This window comes from Shewanella sp. (genome assembly GCF_048265805.1).
Lineage (GTDB): Bacteria > Pseudomonadota > Gammaproteobacteria > Enterobacterales > Shewanellaceae > Shewanella.
This window is the reverse complement of record NZ_JBLXAT010000008.1, coordinates 108,341-127,067: the sequence shown is the minus strand read 5'-3', so window position 1 is coordinate 127,067 and position 18,727 is coordinate 108,341. Positions and strand designations below refer to the sequence as shown.

The following is an 18,727-nucleotide window of genomic DNA, read 5'->3' as shown; positions in this document are numbered from 1 at the left end:
GACGGCATCCCAGCATAGAATTAGCTGCCAGCAATTCACGAGGCTTCAAGCTTCAATAAATCACCACATGACTTGCGTAGTAAGCCAGCACAGCGCCATAGTCCGAGACATGCCACCAATGCAGCACCGCTGATAGGTGCTAGCCACCACCATAAATAGTGTGCCGATACCTGTAATTCAAAGATCTGTGTTTTCAGAACCCACAATGCAAACTCAGCGACTATTACGGCCAATACTCCAGCAACCCCGCCCAAAATGGCAAATTCTAGCGTAGTCGCCCAGCGCAATAAACCGCCAGACGCGCCGAATGTCCTAAGCACAGCCAACTCTTTTTGGCGACTCGCCATCCCCGCTTCAGTTTGGGCAATCAACACTAACGCACTGGCGAGGATCACCATCACGAGCACTAATGTCAGCGCCAGCGACACCTGTGAAACAATGCCACGTAATTGCTCCATCATGGCACCAACGTCAATAATTGACACGGTTGGGAACTGTTTAATCAACTGCAGCACGACATACTTCTGCTCCGGCGCCAAATGAAAACTCGCCATAGAGGTATACATAAACGGTGCTAACGCTTCTTTTGAAAAAATCATAAAGAAGTTTGGTTGTAATGTTTCCCACTGAACCGAACGGATGCTAGCCACTTTGACGTCAACCTGTTGGTTATCAATGATGAAGGTGAGTTTGTCACCTAACGAGATGCCTAACCGTTCAGCCACTCCTGACTCAACCGATACTTCATCAGCGTGTTGATTGAAATGCCCTTTCAGAATGTCATTATTGGGTGGCAATGTTTCACGCCACGTGAGATTAAGTTCTCTCGAAATACCCAACCTCCCCCGTTCCCCCTGCTCTTGCTGCTCACGGGTGATCACTTCTTCATCGTTGATCGCGCTTAATCGGCCACGGATCACCGGATAAATATCTGTAGCCGAGATTGCATGACTATCCATGAACGCTTGCAGCGGTTGCACTTCCTCTGGGGCGATATTAATCAAGAAATAATTGGGGGCGTCATCGGGTAGCTGCTTTTGCCACTCATTGAGGAGATCTTGCCGCAACGCAAGAATAGTCAACAACAATACCAACGCGCTTGAAAAGCCAACTAACTGAATGGCGTTTTGCCGCGCGCGACGACGAAGCCCTGCCAATGCCAGTGACACAGGGCTAGTGGTTTTCATACCCACCGAGCGCCCCAAGCGGATCAGCAAGTATCCCATCAGCACTAACAGCAAGCCCAATAACACCACACTGGCAACTACGGTTAATGTGAGAGTGAGCGAACGCGAATATAACCAGCCGAGCACCGCCATAGCGGCCAAACTCAACACAGGATGTAACCAACTGGCAAAGCGTGACGTTTCAAGTTCACGTTGCAGTACCCGCAATGGCGGGATCGACAGCAGCTTTAGTAACGGAAATGCCGAAAACATCAATGCACTGATAAACCCAGTGGCAATACCTAATAAAACAGGGCGCCACAGCGGCGCTTCATACGCTGCAATCTCGGCAGGTAACGCGGGGGTAATTGCCATATCGAGCAAAAAGCCACCTATCAGCCCTAAAACGACACCAACACAGGTTACTAACAACAGATGCATACCAAATAGTGAGCGTATCTGCTTGGCGGACGCGCCAAAAGTTTTTAGCATTGCCACCACATCGTAGTGGCGTTGGCAGTAGCGCTGCGCAGCAATGCCAATCGCGGCACACGCCAGTGCAATCCCCAGTAAACTTGCTAGTAGTAGAAAGCGCTCCGCCCGTTTAACCGCTGAAGCAATGGGGGAATCGCCTGATTGCACATCCACCCAACGTTGCGAATTCGTCAGTAACGGTTTGGCGTAATTTTCAAACTGCTGCAACGCGTTGGCATCGCCCGCAAATTGATACAAATAGGTCACTCGACTGCCAGGCTGAACCACGCCAGTGGCGGCAACATCATCTAAGCGCATCATGACCACGGGTGACGATGCAAATAGGTTAAACCCACCATCGGGCAATCGCAGAATCTCCGCCGCCATCGTCAGCTTACTATTGCCCAATTCCACTTGTTGGGGAGAATCTAACAACCCGGCCAGACGGATCTCATACCAAAGTTGTCCATGTTGCAACACTTGGCCCTCGGGTCCAGCGAGTTCGACCTTACCTTTGAGCGGATAATGTTCATCTACTGCACGAACGGTAACGAGTTGAAAGGCATCGCCAGCATAAACCATCGAGTTAAATTGCAAACTGCGCGATAGCTGCAATCCTAGCTGCTCACTGTGTAGCAAAATCTTTTCATCTAGCGGCTGGGGAGAATTAATGATGCGATCCGCGGCGATAAATTTGGCAGCTTGCCCATTAATCGCCACCTGCAATCGCTCGCTCACCCGAGCTAAGCCCGTCACCGACAGCACGGCTAACGTCAGCGCGAGAATAATCAGTAGCAACTGTCCCTGCTTTAATTCGCGATTGAACAGCCGCCAAGCTAATTGCCATTCCATCAGCTTACCTCCTGCTCCCGCGCTGCTAACTCAAATAACTGGCCATCGGTCATCTCTAGTTGTCGCTGACAACGTTTGGCTAGCTGCAGATCATGTGTCACCAGCACTAAAGTCGTGGCACTTTCACGGTTCATAGTGAAAAGCATATCGGCGACTCGGTCAGCATTGTGCTTATCCAAATTGCCGGTGGGTTCGTCAGCAAACAACACTTTGGGCTCACAAATAAATGCGCGGGCAATAGCGACGCGCTGCTGCTCACCACCAGAAAGCTGCTTAGGTAGATGTCCTAATCGGTGTGCTAACCCAACTCGTTTAAGCATCTGCTCGGCTTTGGCTCTTGCTTGCTTCACGCCTGCTAATTCCGCAGGCAACATCACATTTTCGAGGGCGGTTAAGGTATCAACCAGCATGAATGATTGGAAAATAAAGCTGATTTTCTGCTTCCTTAATGCGGCCTTTTGTTCTTCATCTAGCCCCACCAGCGATACGCCATCTAAGCTAATATCACCGGAACTCGGAGAATCTAACGCGGCAAGCAAACCAAGTAAGGTCGACTTACCTGAACCGGAAGGGCCTAAAATGGCGACGCTTTCACCATGCTTGACATCCATATTGATGCCTTTCAGGATAGTCAACTCACCTTCCTGTGTTGTTACTGTCTTAATCAGTTGGGAAACTTTTATGGCACTGTTGTTCAAAATCGCTTCCTTATGTTTTCGTCCTGTGGCGCTATTACCACTGTGGTTGGTGATGGTGTCTGTCTCAAGCCATGCTGCCACATTGTTGATTGTGGGCGATAGCCTCGGGGCAAGTTATGGCCTAAATGAAAAAGATGGCTGGGTTGAAGGGCTTAGAAAAGCACTTCCAGAACACACAATAATCAACGGCTCGGTAAGTGGCGAAACCTCCGCTGGAGGTCTTAGGCGACTACCTGCTCTAATTGACTCTGCAGCACCCGACATCGTGTTAATTGAGCTTGGTGGAAATGATGGGTTAAGAGGCTTTCCACCGCAACAGCTACAAAACAATCTTACAAAAATGATTACGTTGGCTAAGCAATCCGGCGCTCAAGTGATGCTCTCCGAAGTGATGGTGCCGCCGAATTATGGCTCACGCTATGAAAAGGCGTTTGTCGATGTTTATCAAACACTCGCGCAAGATAGCGAAGTGGTGTTAATTCCATTTTTTATGAAGGAAATCGCACCTCACCCTGAGCTTATGCAGCGAGATGGGATCCATCCCAACAAACAAGCTCAACCTAAGATCACTGAGTTTATGCTGCCATACATCGAAAAAGCACTTAATGGTGCCAACACAACCGCAAAGGCCAACATAAACAGCAACAATTAAGCGCGAATTAAAATACTAGAGCCACTTGTGATAAATCTGCATTGGTTGCCCTAGCAACTCGCTCATCCCCATAAAATGCATCTGCAATTTTTGAGCGAGTTTGGCAGAGCCAATATTATTAGGGTCAATCAATGCGATGACATCTTGGCAATCACAATACTTAGGCGTTATTGCTAAGACGGCCGACGCCGCTTCAAAGCCGATGCCCTGCCCCCAATAAGGTTTGAAGTAACGATACCCGAGCTCAACCTTGTCGAACGCTGGTAAATATTTAGGGCCACAGAAACCTATCACCTCACCCGTCGGCTTAAACTCCACCGCCCATCGGCCGAATCCATGTTGTCGATAATCCGTCAGGATGACTTCGCGTAAGATTTTCTCAGTCTCAGTTTCACTTGCCGAAGGTTCACCAGGTATAAAACGCATAATATCCGAACAAGAATTAAGCGCATACAAGCTTGATACATCGCGCAATTCAAACTCCCGAATGACTAATCTTTCTGTCTCACAAATCTGCACTCAACGCTCCAAGCATTAGAAAAATTAATTTAAAACCCATCATGCATGAAAAAATATCTCTCATAAATCATGCGCTAATCTATATTCTCGAATAAGACACAGGACTACAATATGTGCAAAGTTTAACCGCCCCCCCCTTGGAGTGAATATGTCACAGTCAAAACTTTATGTACCGCTGACTACGCGTACCAATCAATATATTAGTGCGGATCTAAAATTGACCGACGAACTATTGGCAAATTACACCGATATCAATCAGTGCTACCAACAAATTGCCGAGCAATTTTTTAAACTGACAGATACACATAAACTATTCAACGTGCATGTTATCGCAAACGACAAATTGCCTGTCGTACGCTTCCACACTGAAGCTTATACACTGCAAACCGCCGAACAGATTTTGTTCTTTTATGATCCTGAACATCATGAAGCGCAGCATCTGTTTGCTGAAGACAATTACCGCGCACGTAAATTACGCTTTTTGTTCCTCGCCACAGGAAAGGATATTCGCGCTAATGCTGCGGCCTTCCATAACAATGTGCGCATGGTAATGAGCAAATTGATAGCGATGCTGCCAAAACAGTCACAGCCGTTCAAAGTGCGTGACCACCAGCAGATGTCTTACGACCTGTTTGCCGCAGCCAAAGGCAATAGCGAAACCTACGGCTACAAATTACGTAATATCTACATGCGTTATAAATCAAGAGGATGTGAGCTTCCAGCCGACTACACCTCAACAGCGCATGTAAAAGTCACCTTACCGCTATCACGGCAGTTAAAGCAACGCTTGCAGGCGGAAGGACAATCAACACAAGCGCTGTATCAGTATCTGGAAGATCATTTCCTTACTGCGGTAAATCAACGCCACCTTAAACATGTCGCCATGGTCGGTAACGGCTTAACACCGCTGGTGCGTAACAGTAAGTTTGAAAAACTGGGTAAAACTGCAGAAACCCAACATATTGGCTTTGATCCACAAAACAACGAGCCACAGTATCAAGCCTATTGGGATGGCGACGATATGGTAGAGGCGGTAGATTTTATCTTAGTCGCGACACAACACGACTATGCTGAACCCGGTTACTGCCGCTATATGAACCAAGTAGAAGCGGCGTTGAAAGACTTTGCTAAGTCGATTGGACTTGAACCTAAAAAACAAGTACTGACCGTGCGTTTTTACCAACATATCAGCTACTTGCTCTAGTTTGTTCCCGCAAAGCGCTTAATGCCTATCATTTTAGGTTATTGAGCGATTCCGAGCAGGCTTTATCATCGGTCTCAACATTGTTGGGGCCGATTTTTTTACCAAGAACGTCGCCTCAGTGCGTGTTCTTACAACAAATATTCTGCACACTTCAGCAATAAAAACGCCACTCGCTGTTAAACGAATGGCGCTAGGCAATGTGCAGACTTTTCTAGCGAACTAATTACGCCATTAAACTGAACGGTTACGCGACATAAAGCTATCGAGGCAGCTGTTCATCAATACTGAGGCACCATGCCCTAGCTTAGCGGCCAGCTTTTTCTTGATTTGGTACTGCACTTTAACGACTTTACGTTCGCCTGCAAGCTGCATAAGTAAGTCATCGCTCGTACCAACTTGATCAATCAGTCCTAAATCAAGTGCCTGTTGGCCAAACCAATGTTCACCTGTCGCCACTTTATCTAGTTCCAATGCTGGACGATATTGGTTAACAAACCCTTTAAACAGTTGATGTGTTTGTTCCAACTCTTGACGGAACTTTTCACGCCCTTCTTCGGTATTCTCACCAAACATAGTGATGGTACGTTTAAATTGACCAGCGGTGTGTTGCTCATAATCGATATCGTGTTTACGCAGCAACCGATTAAAGTTAGGCAATTGCGCGACCACACCTATTGAACCGACAATCGCAAACGGTGCGGCAATAATTTTGTTAGCGACACAAGCCATCATATAACCACCACTGGCGGCCACTTTGTCAACACAGATTGTTAGCGGAATATTCGCTTCACGAAAGCGCACCAACTGGCTAGCCGCTAGGCCGTATCCGTGCACCATACCACCGCCACTTTCGACATTAACGATCACTTCATCTTCTGGCGTCGCAATTGCTAATACGGCTGAAATCTCTTTGCGTAACGAAGCAACTTCTGCCGCCTCAATACCGCCTTTAAAATCCATCACGAATACACGCTGACTTGGTGTGTCCGTTTTAGCTTTCTGCTTGTCGGCTGCTTTCTGCGCCTTTTCGTACTGCTTAAATGCTTTCTTATCCAATAGTTCGGCATTTAAGTGGTGCTTTAATGAGGCGAGTTCATCAGATAAATCAGACAAACGTAACTCACCTTTTTCAGATTTAGGCTTAACCGTGGCACTGACGATAATCGCCGCGATGATGGCGACAGCCACAATCACCGTTGCCACCTTGGCAAAAAACAGCCCATATTCGTATAAAAATTCCAATGTTTTTATCCTGTTACTTTAGGCAAAGAGGGTTCAATAGTCGGCCATTCTAGCAACTGTTATGCTGAATCAAAAAACTATTTCTCCACCCAGCGGCTGGCAAAAAATAAATCGCCATAACTCAGTCCAAATCGATAGAGAATCCCCACGAATAATTATGGTAATATGCCGCGAAATTTGATCTGGTTAACACATTGGAACCTCATGACTCGCACATTTATTCCGGGCAAAGATGAAGCCCTCGAAGTGTCCATCAACACCATGCAACAGCGTTTGCAAAACTTGGGCTTTGATATTGAAGAAGCCTCTTGGTTGAACCCTGTACCTAACGTATGGTCAGTGCATATTCGCGACAAACAATGCCCAGCCTGCTTTACCAACGGCAAAGGCGCGACCAAAGATGCCGCACTAGCCAGTGCCTTGGGAGAATACTTCGAACGTTTGGCATGTAACTACTTTTTTGCCGATTTCTATATGGGCGATAAGTTAGCCAACAGTGAATTTGTGCATTACCCCAATGAAAAGTGGTTTCCAATCACTGATGGTTGGCCAGCAGGATTAATGGATGATTACCTGAAAGAGCATTACGATCCTGAGCAAGATGTCGCAATGTCACAACTGGTAGATGTACAGTCGTCAAATGAAAATCGCGGCGTATGTGCGCTGCCGTTTGAACGCCAGTCAGATGGCCAGCACGTGTATATTCCCATGAATATCGTTGGCAACTTGTACGTGAGTAACGGTATGTCAGCCGGTAACACTAAGACAGAAGCCCGTACTCAAGCACTGTCAGAGTGTTTTGAACGTTATGTAAAAAACCGCATTATTGCTGAATGCATTTCACTGCCTGAAATTCCGGCAGAGGTTCTGGCCCGCTATCCAAAAGTGGTTGAAGCGGTGGCTAAGTTGGAAGCTGAAGGTTTCCCTATCACCTGTTTCGATGCATCCCTCGGCGGCGAATATCCAGTGATTTGTGTAACCTTGTTTAACCCAGTGAACGGCGGTTGCTTTGCGTCATTCGGTGCGCACCCACGTTTCGGTGTTGCCCTCGAACGTACGGTAACTGAGTTATTGCAAGGTCGGGGGCTGAAAGATCTCGATATCTTCCCAACGCCATCATTTAACAATGACGAAGTGGCCGATCACACCAACATCGAAACACACTTTATCGATTCATCAGGTTTAGTGTCTTGGGATCTGTTCAAGCAAGATAGTGAATATCCATTTGCTGATTGGGATTTTTCAGGTTCAACCCAAGAAGAATTCAGCTTCTTGCTGGAAAAATTCCGCCAGCTAGGTGCTGATGTTTACATCGCCGATTATGAACACTTAGCCACCTACGCTTGCCGTGTATTGGTGCCTGGCTATTCAGAAATCTACCCAGCGGACGACCTGCACTTTGCCAATAACAACCGCGGCACCGAACTGCGACGTTTAATGGATAAGTGGCTCAGCGGCGAAGCCGATAGCGAATTGGCGGCGACCATTCTTGAAGAAGTTGACGCGCTGAACGTAGATGAATTCCAACCGCTAGATCAGCTGCTTGGTATCGCGGTAGACAATAGCAGCCCTTGGGCGACCTTACGTATTGGTGAACTACGTTGTTTGCTGGCATTAGCGTTAGGCGAGCAAGAAGATGCGCTGGATTGGGCCCAATGGACCATTGATTTTAATGCTTATGGCATTACAGCAGACCGTCAACCACGCCTGCGGTTCTACCACGCGGTGCTTGCTATCCTGCAGGCACAGGAGCAAGGACTAGCGCTTGAGCAGTATTTACCACAGTTCAAACGTATGTTTACCGAAGCCCATTTGAATGCGGCATTAGCGCACATTAACCAAGAAGCCTATGGTTATGATCTTCAGCTAACGCATGGCATCACAGGCTTTGCTAAGCATCAGTCTTTAATTGCAGCTTATGACAAGTTGCAGCGTGCAAAAGCAGCCCACAACAATTGGCCTAAATAAAGGCGCAAATAAGTAGGCATAACAAGTAGGGTGAGGCGTTACCGCCTCATCCCTCTTACAGAACCGTACGTACGGACCTCGTATACGGCTCATACATACTTCCATTCAGCATAATTGCTGAACACATACCCTGTCTCCTCGGGTTGTGCGCTGCGTGGGGGCAAGATGTTTTCTTCTCATGTCGGTCTGTTTCACTCAGCTCTGTAGCCTTCTAGCTCAATGGCAATTTACTACAGTGAGACTAAGTTACTCCCATGTACGGTTTCTCGTTTCAGTACGAAGCTTCCACAGCGTACCAGTTCGGAATACCCCAATAGCGAATTGGTTTGTGTACCACTAAAAAAAACATCTGCTCATCACAGACTTAAAGTATGCTTCCTCCCTTCGCAACACTGATAGCTTTTGGCTAGTCAGTGCCCCATCAAACGCGGTGCTGATGGTCAGCTCGGTTTTCTCCTCCACACCATTACTCGGCTTCAACGGCCGTGCCTTACTCACTACTACGGATTCATCTGCCACCTCGCACCAACGTGCATCTTGAGTCTCCTCTTGATGGACGCTTCCGGCATTTGCCCGGATGTGGTGTCAGGCTTCCCCAGTTATTGCACTGGCTCCCTGTTAGATATCCCACCCTCAAACACAGCATTGGCCTGACTAAGTATTGGGCTTTGCGCTATTTCGCACGCTTACCCACCAATGCTGCCGAAACAGGTTACGGTTAGTTGTGTACATCTAACTTCCTATGGCTTCCTTCAGACCCCATCGTTAGCCAATGACGCCCTTGCCATTCGGATTGTCTTCCCCTTAGTCAGGGTGACTCCACTTTCTTTCAAGTGGACGGGTTTGCCAGCTTTGCTGGGCAAACAAAAAAACCGGCGAAAGCGCCGGTTTTTTAGTGACCGAGTGTTTTACTTAGCTGATACAGCTGTATTCACTGGAGCAGATTCAGCAGCAGGCACTTCTTTAGGATCGCGAGCACCAGAAAGCTTTTCAGTACCTAACAATCCAAGTCCAACAAAGAATGCACCACCAACAATGTTACCCAGAGTAACTGGGATAAGGTTGGCAGAAATCACATGACCGATATTCAGCGACTCCAATACTTCAGCAGTATAACCATGAGCCAATAGCACATCAGTTGGGATAACTTCTTTAAATACTAAGCCCAACGGCAGCATGAACATATTGGCGATGCTGTGTTCAAAACCCGTAGCAACGAATAGCGCTACCGGCAGAATGATCAGCATAGCTTTAGTACCAGTATCTTTGGCAATGTAAGCCAACCACACGCCCAAACACACCATGATGTTACATAGCACACCCAAGAAGAACGCTTGGCTCCAAGTGTGATGCAGTTTATGTAGCGAAATACCAATAACATTGATACCCCATTCGCCACCAGCAACTAAATTAACGCCTGCTCCTGTTACCAAAGCAACTAAGATCAGCGCGCCAACAGCGTTACCCACATAAACTTCTACCCAACATTTTAAGGTACGAGATAACGATACACGCCCATGAATACAAGCAACCGCAGTTAGCACAGTACTGGTAAACAGCTCCATGCCGAATAACACTACCAAGATCAAACCTAAACTAAATACCAACCCACCAACGAGGTGAATCATTCCCCAGTGGGCTTCTTTGGTCCCAGTCGTCACCGTCACATAAAAGACGAAAGCTAACCCAATAAAAAAGCCGCCGTACAGAGCTTGCGCAATGCGGTGCAGCGAGTTTTTATTGACTTTGCTTTCGCCACTATTGATGGCGTTTTGCAAATGTTCAGAGAACTGTTTCATTTTTACTACCTCTTCAGAGCGTCAGCCGGCCACTGGCAGCCACATACTTAATATGACCACCAATACAAAAACCGGCATGCCTAACGAAAAATAATGTTAAAAATATAGAAACATCTGATTTACACACTGAAATTGCAAAACTACATCACCGTCAAGATCTATTTGGCGCTTGAACCTAAAAAAAATCAATAAACTCGCCAGAAGATGCTAGCCAGATCTCAATTCCTTTACAGTTTTTAGCCTTGCTCAATGCGTTATTCCTTGCTCGTCATCAGTAGATCACGCTCAAGAGAAATTTAAAAAATCAGAGACCACATCGACCCCACCACGCAACCATCTATTTAATCGTATAAAAATTAACCCTTAGTCCAATAAAACCAAGTTAGTCAATAATATTAGCGATTGCGAAACTAAGATCACAGTTCTCAACCACATTCCTTACTACGATGGGTTGTCCGATAGTAAAGCGAAGAGTTAGCACACTTGCCCTGTGTTAACCCAATATGCAGAGAACTACGCGATTCACTTCACATAGGTGATGCGTCAATGTAAAGACATTAATAATCGATTTGGATTTATCGTATTTTACGATGGATTTCCCTAAATTAGCAATTACTACAGTATGTTAGTTGTAATTTAACTACATCCAACACGGTCAACTGGTGAAATACTAAACGGACTTAGCTCTGATAGCTGTCAAAATTGATACCTCAGTAACAATTTTATCAATAAGTAGTATAAATAGGCTGGTTTCGGTGTGGCAGATAAAAAGATTATGCTAATATCTTTATGGACAATTGGTCTTACCAATTCTTCGATTGCAGTGTTTATCGTGGCATACAATCGAAATAATGATGCAGATTGAACGGCAATTACATCCCGGTGTCATTAATCAAGCGTACCGGGGTTTCTGCTAAACAAGGGGTTAACGGCCCGTACAAACAGTCAGGCCCAGTAATCCCGCCCACTTTATCAACGAAAAGGTGAAGTAAGATGACCGAAACAACTGATCTGTTCCAAAAGGCATGGGAAGGGTTTGTTCCTGGTGACTGGAAAACTGAAGTCAACGTTCGTGATTTTATCCAGAAAAACTACACTCCTTACGAGGGTGACGAAGCATTCTTAGCAGGTCCTACCGCTGCCACTACCACTTTGTGGGACAAAGTGATGGAAGGCATCAAGCTAGAAAACAGCACACATGCTCCTGTCGACTTCGACACTGACAAAGTCTCTACCATTGATTCTCACGACGCCGGTTATATTCAGAAAGATTTAGAAACCATCGTAGGCTTGCAAACAGAAGCTCCGCTGAAACGCGCCCTGTTGCCTAACGGCGGTATCCGCATGATTGAAGGCTCATGCAAAGCGTATGATCGCCAATTAGACCCACAACTCGACTACATCTATTCAGAGCTGCGTAAAACGCACAACCAAGGTGTATTCGATGTTTACACACCAGAAATTCTGGCATGTCGTAAATCAGGTGTATTAACTGGTTTGCCTGACGCATATGGCCGTGGCCGTATCATCGGTGATTACCGTCGTATCGCGTTGTACGGTATCGACTACCTGATGAAAGACAAATTCGCGCAGTTCAGCTCACTGCAAGCACAAATGGAAGCCGGCGAAGATTTACAAGCCGTGATTCAGTTACGTGAAGAAATTGCTGAACAACACCGTGCATTAGGCCAAATGAAAAACATGGCGGCTAAATACGGCTTAGATATTTCAGGCCCAGCCACTAATGCCAAAGAAGCCATCCAATGGACCTATTTTGGTTACCTCGCCGCAGTGAAAAGTCAAAACGGTGCAGCGATGTCATTAGGCCGCACTTCAACTTTCCTCGATGCGTACATTGAACGCGATCTGAAAAACGGCGTGATCACTGAAGAACAAGCGCAAGAGATGATTGACCATTTCGTCATGAAACTGCGTATGGTGCGCTTCCTGCGTACTCCTGAATATGATGAACTGTTCTCCGGCGACCCAATCTGGGCAACGGAATCTATCGGCGGTATGGGTATCGATGGCCGTACATTGGTCAGCAAAAACAGTTTCCGCTTCCTGCACACTTTGTACAACATGGGCCCAAGCCCTGAACCAAACATCACGGTATTGTGGTCAGAAGCCTTACCAGAAGCCTTCAAAAAATTCTGTGCCAAAGTCTCTATCGACACCAGCTCAATCCAGTATGAAAACGATGATTTAATGCGTCCTGATTTCGAATCAGACGACTATGGTATCGCCTGCTGCGTTAGCCCAATGGTCATTGGTAAACAGATGCAGTTCTTCGGTGCTCGTGCCAACTTGGCAAAAACTCTGTTGTATACAATCAACGGTGGTGTTGACGAAAAACTGAAAAAACAAGTTGGTCCTAAATGGGGTGCCATCACTGCTGACGTATTAGCTTACGATGAAGTGATGACTCGCCTTGATAAAATGATGGGCTGGTTAGCTGACCAATACGTCACTGCGTTGAACGTTATTCACTTCATGCACGACAAATACAGCTATGAAGCAGCACTGATGGCACTGCATGACCGTGACGTACGCCGTACTATGGCTTGTGGTATCGCAGGTTTGTCCATCGCAGCCGACTCACTGTCAGCCATCAAATATGCCAAAGTGAAACCTGTACGTGATGCAGACGGTATTGCGGTAGATTTCGACATCGAAGGCGATTATCCAAAATTCGGGAATAACGATGCTCGCGTCGACGATATCGCATGTGACTTGGTTGAACGTTTTATGTCCAAGATCCGCGATAAGAAAATGTACCGTAACGCGATTCCAACGCAGTCAATTCTGACCATTACCTCTAACGTGGTTTATGGTAAGAAAACCGGTAACACTCCTGACGGTCGTCGCGCAGGCGCACCATTTGCGCCGGGGGCTAACCCAATGCACGGTCGTGACGAGAAAGGTGCTATTGCATCTCTGACCTCAGTCGCTAAACTGCCATTTGCACACGCTCAAGATGGTATCTCGTACACCTTCTCTATCGTGCCAAATGCGCTGGGTAAAGACGATGGTGCTCGCCGTGGTAACTTGGCCGCACTGATGGATGGCTACTTTGCTCATAAACCTGGCCATGAAGGCGGTCAACACCTCAACGTGAACGTGATGAACCGTGAAATGTTGGAAGATGCGGTAGCTAATCCGGATAAATATCCACAATTAACTATCCGTGTGTCTGGTTATGCAGTGCGCTTTAACTCACTGACTCCAGAACAACAACGGGACGTAATCACCCGTACTTTCACCAAATCCATTTAATCCGAAAGGCTGCAGTGATAGTGCTGCAGCCTTTATCTGGGAGAGTTGATGACAGTAGGTAGAATTCACTCAATTGAGTCTTTCGGCACCGTAGATGGTCCAGGTATTCGTTTTATCGCCTTTATGCAAGGATGCCTGATGCGGTGTAAATACTGTCACAACCGTGACACTTGGGATTTGGATGACGGTAAAGAGGTCACGGTAGCTGAGCTGATGGAGCAAATCCTTAGCTACCGTTCTTTTTATGAAGCCAGTGGTGGCGGAGTTACCGCCAGTGGTGGTGAAGCAGTACTGCAAGCAGAGTTTGTGGCAGCATGGTTTAAAGCATGCCAGGACGCAGGGTTTCATACCTGCCTCGATACCAACGGGTTTGTCCGCAAATACACCCCTATTATCGATGAACTGCTAGACAACACATCGTTAGTGATGCTCGACATAAAACAGATGGATGATGCTAAACATATCGATCTGACTAAAGTTAGCAATCACCGTACGTTGCAGTTTGCAGAGTATTTAGCAAAACGTGGACAGAAAACGTGGATTCGTTATGTGGTCGTTGGTGGTTATACTGAAGACGAAGCCTCTGCGGAAAAATTGGCAGCATTTCTGGAGCCAATGCGCAATGTGGAAAAGGTAGAACTCCTGCCCTACCACGAACTAGGCAAACATAAATGGGAAGCGCTCGGCGAAAAATACGAGTTAGACGGTGTAAGCCCTCCCAGCCGCGAAACCATGGAAAAGATACAAGCCGTATTTGCTGCACACGGCATCACAGCGACCTTCTAGACGTTAAAGTTCTTCCCAGAACTGTTTATCAAGGCGTTCAAAGGCAAGTTTGAGCAGCAAAGCGATGTCCATATAACAGGCATTCATGCCCAATGGACGACTACTGATCCCTAGGCCAGCAAGCTTAGCGTTCAGTTCATTACCCCAACCGAGTAGTGACACCGGCAATGGATGGCGCGCCCGCCACCCCAACCACAACACTCCTTGCAGGGGCAAACTAATGAAAAATAGCGTGGTAGCCAGTGCCTGCGGCAGATACGTCCAGCCCAGAAATAACAACTGTCCACCACCGGCTATCAGTGCTAGCAGGGGCAGCAGGTTTTTAGCCAGTTGTGTTGCGCGAATAACGCGATACTCGGGGAAAAAATACCCAAGCTGTGGCACCAATGGCCAGGTCCGCATATAACGCTGACCATCCCTTAGGGTGTTGACTATATCAAGACTCAAATGGGCTCACCTGCTTAAAGAGTTATTGCTTTTTACCATAGCACATATAGTGCTTTGCGCCCATATCGCGCGGCGTCAATAGTGTGCAAATACAGATTCCATAGCAAGGTTGGAATCGGTCAGTTTACGGCAAAAGGTTAAATAAGATGTCAAATAAATTCGTGTTGGTTTTGAACTGTGGCAGCTCATCATTGAAGTTTGCCGTGATGGATGCACTCACCGGGGAAGAACAAGTATCTGGTTTGGCCGAGTGTTTCGGATTAGAAGATTCCCGTATCAAATGGAAATACAACGGCGAAAAGCGTGAGGTGGCATTAGGCGCTTATACTGCCCACCGCGAAGCGGTTGAATTTATCGTTAAAGAGATTCTAGGCCCGTTGCCTGAACTGGCAGCACAAATTCTGGCGGTCGGTCACCGTATCGTCCATGGCGGTGAGAAATTCACTCGCTCAGTCATCATTGATGATAGCGTTATTGATGGTATTGAAGAATGTGCATCGCTGGCACCACTGCACAATCCGGCACACCTTATTGGGATCCGTGCGGCGATTGCATCTTTTCCTAACCTGCCACAAGTGGCGGTGTTTGATACCGCTTTCCATCAAACCATGCCTGCGCATGCCTACATCTACGCCTTACCTTATAAGTTGTATCGCGAACACAGCATCCGTCGTTATGGTATGCATGGCACTAGCCACCTGTTTGTGAGCCGTGAAGCAGCTAAAGTGCTAAATAAACCAGTAGAAGACACTGCAATTATATGCGCCCATTTAGGTAATGGTGCATCAGTTACTGCTGTTAAAGGCGGTAAAAGCGTCGATACTTCAATGGGGTTAACCCCACTTGAAGGCCTCGTTATGGGCACCCGCTGTGGTGATTTAGATCCTTCAATCATCTATCACTTAGTGCATCAACTGGGCTACACCATTGATGAAGTGAATAATATGCTCAACAAACAAAGTGGTTTGTTAGGTATCTCAGAACTTACTAATGATTGCCGCGGTATTGAAGATGGCTATGCAGAAGGACATAAAGGCTGTACCTTAGCGCTGGAAATCTTCTGCTACCGTTTAGCCAAATACATTGCGTCTTACACCGTGCCACTGGGCAAGTTAGATGCAGTGGTATTCACCGGTGGTATTGGTGAAAACTCTGCGCTCGTGCGCCAGAAAGTGCTAGAACATCTGCAGATCTTCAACTTTAAAGTGGACGAACAACGTAACCTCGACGCCCGTTTCGGCCACGAAGGTATTATTACCAGTGACGACAGTACCGTTGCTATGGTCATTCCAACCAATGAAGAATGGGTGATTGCTGAAGACGCGCTACGATTAATTCAGTAATGACTAAAACCATGACGACTGCCGCGGCGACAAGAGCGCTAGCGGCAGTATAATGACGCAATCAACGACAGATTCACAAAGGGCTGACAGTGGAAGCAGCTCATACAAGAGGTTGATATGTCCCGTAATATAATGTTGATCCCCATTGGCACAGGCGTTGGCCTTACGTCAATCAGTCTTGGGATGGTGCGCGCGCTCGAACGCCATGGCGTGAAAGTGCAATTCTTCAAGCCCATCTCACAAATGCGACCTAGCGATAAAGGTCCAGAACGTTCGACCACCATTCTCAGCAAATCCCCTACCGTTAACCCCCTCGAACCTTTCGATATGTCTCATGCAGAGTCATTGATCCGTGCCGATCAAACTGACGTTCTGATGGAACAAATTGTGGCGCGAGCGGCGGATACGGCGAGCAATACTGAAACGCTGATTATTGAAGGCTTAGTACACACTCGCAGCCATCACTTTGCTGATGACGTGAACTATGCCATCGCCAAGGCGCTGGACGCAGATGTCATTTTCGTCGCCACGCCCGGCAACGATACGCCTAACGGCTTGATGAACCGTTTAGAAATCGCCTTCAACTCTTGGGGCGGTGCTAAAAACCGTCGTTTGATCGGTGCTATCGTCAACAAGATTGGCGCACCTGTCGATGATGATGGACGTACTCGCCCAGATCTATCAGAGGTGTTTGACTCAGATAGAGTGCAACGTAGCGATACAGCAGGCATGTTCCAGCTACCCGGCAAAAGCCCACTGCGCATTCTGGGTAGCGTCCCATACAACTTGGATTTGGTGTCACCACGTGCGTCAGATCTGGCCAAGCACTTAAGTGCGCGCATCATCAATGCTGGTGAAATGCACACTCGCCGCCTACGCAAAGTGACTTTCTGTGCGCGTTCACTGCCAAATATGGTGACACATTTGCAGACGGATTCACTGCTGGTGACATCTGGTGATCGTTCTGATGTCATTGTGTCAGCCTGTCTTGCTGCAATGAACGGTGTAAAAATTGGCGCGTTACTGCTAACGGGTAGCTATGAGCCAGAGCCAGAAATCATGAAGCTGTGCGAACAAGCTTTTGAAACTGGCGTGCCAGTGTTCCTGATTGACAGCAACACTTGGCAAACCTCGCTCAACATCCAACGCTTTGACCACGAAGTTCCAGTAGACGATGCCGTCCGTATCGAACTGGTACAAGACTATGTCGCTGGTCATATCGACCAAAGCTGGATTGAAAGTGTGACTGAAAATGCTGTGCGGGAAAATCGCTTATCACCGCCAGCATTCCGTTACAAACTCACTCAATTGGCACGAGCAGCGAATAAACGCGTGGTGCTGCCAGAGGGTGATGAGCCACGTACTATCAAAGCGGCGGCCATCTGTGCCGAGCGTGGTATTGCTCACTGCGTATTGTTAGGTAAAAAAGACGAAATTCAACGTATTGCTTCGCAACAAGGTGTGACCTTAGGCGAAGGCATTGAAATTGTTGACCCAGATGAAGTACGTGAACGCTATGTCGCACCGATGGTTGAGCTACGCCGCAACAAAGGGATGACTGAAGTGGTCGCCCGCGAGCAGTTAGAAGACAACATGGTGCTCGGCACTATGATGTTGGCTGAAGACGAAGTGGATGGCATTGTATCTGGTGCTGTTCATACCACCGCCAATACCATCCGCCCACCGTTGCAATTGATCAAGACTGCACCGGGTTCCAGCTTAGTGTCTTCTATCTTCTTTATGTTGATGCCAGACCAAGTATTAGTTTACGGCGACTGTGCCATCAATCCAGACCCTGATGCCGAGCAATTAGCCGATATCGCGATTCAATCTGCTGAATCGGCCAAAGCATTCGGTATTGAGCCTCGCGTAGCGATGATCAGTTATTCAACGGGTAACTCAGGTACTGGGTCAGATGTAGATAAAGTGCGCGAAGCTACTCGCATTGCCAAAGAAAAACGCCCTGATTTAGTTATCGATGGTCCATTGCAATACGATGCGGCAGTTATGCCAAACGTGGCTCGCTCAAAAGCACCTAACAGCCCAGTTGCTGGTAAAGCCACTGTATTCGTCTTCCCAGATTTGAATACCGGTAATACCACTTATAAAGCTGTACAGCGTAGTGCAGATCTCATCAGTATCGGCCCAATGCTGCAAGGCATGCGTAAGCCAGTCAACGATCTGTCACGTGGTGCCTTGGTCGACGATATCGTCTACACCATTGCACTCACCGCCATTCAAGCCTCACAAAACTAATAAGTGATGCTCAAATGAACAAAGGCACCTGCGGGTGTCTTTGTT

13 protein-coding genes are annotated in these 18,727 nt (G+C 47.2%); 7 read left to right on the top strand and 6 right to left on the bottom strand.

The window, feature by feature from the left end:
- Positions 1–35 precede the first annotated feature (35 nt).
- Positions 36–2,492: an ABC transporter permease gene (locus ACN0TT_RS07940; RefSeq protein ID WP_417761607.1), complete on the bottom strand. Its 2,457-nt coding sequence runs from the start codon at positions 2,490–2,492 to the stop codon at positions 36–38.
- Positions 2,492–3,193 (bottom strand): ABC transporter ATP-binding protein, encoded by a 702-nt coding sequence (locus ACN0TT_RS07935; protein ID WP_417761633.1) that lies wholly within the window; start codon positions 3,191–3,193, stop codon positions 2,492–2,494. Before ACN0TT_RS07935 ends, ACN0TT_RS07940 begins: the two co-directional genes overlap by 1 nt.
- A 49-nt stretch (positions 3,194–3,242) precedes the next feature.
- Between ACN0TT_RS07935 and ACN0TT_RS07930 the strand changes: the two genes are divergently transcribed.
- Positions 3,243–3,842, top strand: a complete 600-nt coding sequence (locus tag ACN0TT_RS07930) for an arylesterase (RefSeq protein ID WP_417761606.1) — start codon at positions 3,243–3,245, stop codon at positions 3,840–3,842.
- 15 nt (positions 3,843–3,857) lie between these two features.
- Here ACN0TT_RS07930 and ACN0TT_RS07925 read toward each other — a convergent pair whose 3' ends face one another.
- Positions 3,858–4,361, bottom strand: coding sequence for a GNAT family N-acetyltransferase (locus ACN0TT_RS07925; RefSeq protein WP_417761605.1), 504 nt, complete (start codon positions 4,359–4,361; stop codon positions 3,858–3,860).
- 142 nt (positions 4,362–4,503) lie between these two features.
- Between ACN0TT_RS07925 and ACN0TT_RS07920 the strand changes: the two genes are divergently transcribed.
- Positions 4,504–5,565, top strand: a complete 1,062-nt coding sequence (locus tag ACN0TT_RS07920) for a DUF3083 family protein (RefSeq protein WP_417761604.1) — start codon at positions 4,504–4,506, stop codon at positions 5,563–5,565.
- A gap of 231 nt (positions 5,566–5,796) precedes the next feature.
- Here ACN0TT_RS07920 and sohB read toward each other — a convergent pair whose 3' ends face one another.
- Positions 5,797–6,807 carry a protease SohB gene (gene sohB / locus ACN0TT_RS07915; protein WP_417761603.1) on the bottom strand — a complete coding sequence of 337 codons (1,011 nt, stop codon included), beginning with the start codon at positions 6,805–6,807 and terminating at the stop codon, positions 5,797–5,799.
- 204 nt (positions 6,808–7,011) lie between these two features.
- Here sohB and ycaO point away from each other — a divergent pair, with 204 nt between their 5' ends.
- Positions 7,012–8,775, top strand: a complete 1,764-nt coding sequence (gene ycaO / locus ACN0TT_RS07910) for a 30S ribosomal protein S12 methylthiotransferase accessory factor YcaO (protein WP_417761602.1) — start codon at positions 7,012–7,014, stop codon at positions 8,773–8,775.
- A 908-nt stretch (positions 8,776–9,683) separates the two neighbouring features.
- On the opposite strand, the gene focA is transcribed toward ycaO, so the two are convergent.
- Positions 9,684–10,574, bottom strand: coding sequence for a formate transporter FocA (focA, locus tag ACN0TT_RS07905; RefSeq protein ID WP_417761601.1), 891 nt, complete (start codon positions 10,572–10,574; stop codon positions 9,684–9,686).
- 993 nt (positions 10,575–11,567) lie between these two features.
- Between focA and pflB the strand changes: the two genes are divergently transcribed.
- Both pflB and pflA read left to right on the top strand, forming a co-directional pair.
- On the top strand, positions 11,568–13,850 hold the full coding sequence (gene pflB / locus ACN0TT_RS07900) for a formate C-acetyltransferase (RefSeq protein ID WP_417761600.1): 2,283 nt from the start codon (positions 11,568–11,570) through the stop codon (positions 13,848–13,850).
- Positions 13,851–13,895: 45 nt separating this feature from the next.
- Positions 13,896–14,636, top strand: a complete 741-nt coding sequence (gene pflA, locus ACN0TT_RS07895) for a pyruvate formate lyase 1-activating protein (RefSeq protein ID WP_417761599.1) — start codon at positions 13,896–13,898, stop codon at positions 14,634–14,636.
- 3 nt (positions 14,637–14,639) lie between these two features.
- Here the strand turns inward: pflA and yfbV are convergent, their stop codons facing one another.
- Complete coding sequence (gene yfbV / locus ACN0TT_RS07890; RefSeq protein WP_238895144.1) at positions 14,640–15,083, bottom strand: terminus macrodomain insulation protein YfbV; 444 nt, start codon at positions 15,081–15,083, stop codon at positions 14,640–14,642.
- A 146-nt stretch (positions 15,084–15,229) separates the two neighbouring features.
- Here yfbV and ackA point away from each other — a divergent pair, with 146 nt between their 5' ends.
- Both ackA and pta read left to right on the top strand, forming a co-directional pair.
- Positions 15,230–16,426 carry an acetate kinase gene (gene ackA, locus ACN0TT_RS07885; RefSeq protein ID WP_417761598.1) on the top strand — a complete coding sequence of 399 codons (1,197 nt, stop codon included), beginning with the start codon at positions 15,230–15,232 and terminating at the stop codon, positions 16,424–16,426.
- A gap of 117 nt (positions 16,427–16,543) precedes the next feature.
- Positions 16,544–18,682: a phosphate acetyltransferase gene (pta, locus tag ACN0TT_RS07880; RefSeq protein ID WP_417761597.1), complete on the top strand. Its 2,139-nt coding sequence runs from the start codon at positions 16,544–16,546 to the stop codon at positions 18,680–18,682.
- Positions 18,683–18,727 lie beyond the last annotated feature (45 nt).